The organism is Caldibacillus sp. 210928-DFI.2.18 (assembly GCF_020554505.1).
GTDB lineage: Bacteria > Bacillota > Bacilli > Bacillales > Caldibacillaceae > Caldifermentibacillus > Caldifermentibacillus hisashii.
The window spans coordinates 1-404 of sequence record NZ_JAJCHL010000235.1; the positions used below are offsets into that span (position 1 = coordinate 1).

Below are 404 nucleotides of genomic sequence, written 5' to 3' on the forward strand. Positions count from 1 at the left end.
TAGTCTTCCTCCTTGGAAGGGCGTCCAAGTCTTGGACCACTTAGACGAATTCCACGTTCCTTACAGTATTTCAGGTTGTCTCGCGTTCGATAGATTTTATCTGCGAGAACAGCTTCCGGATAATATCCATAACGTTTTCGATAGTTCTCAACAGATTTTTGTAGTGTAAGTCCTTCGTTGAAATTGTCCCATGACAGATGTTCAACCATTGCATAGCCATTTACTACGCTGATCGCCACTTTAGAGCCAAATTCAACATTTGCCTTTGCTTTGCCTCGGACGATGGGACGTACATGTGGTTGAGATATGCTGACAATCCGATCGTCAATCCGGTGAGTCTTTGCCCGGTACATTTCTTTTTGTTGTCGGTAGAGTTCTTGAATAACCAAAAGTTGTCTGTATTC

At 43.1% G+C, this 404-nt stretch carries 1 protein-coding gene; it reads right to left on the reverse strand.

Annotated elements, in window-relative coordinates:
- Positions 1–404 (reverse strand): transposase (locus LIZ98_RS17710; RefSeq protein ID WP_227203187.1); only part of this gene is annotated, 404 nt, incomplete at both ends.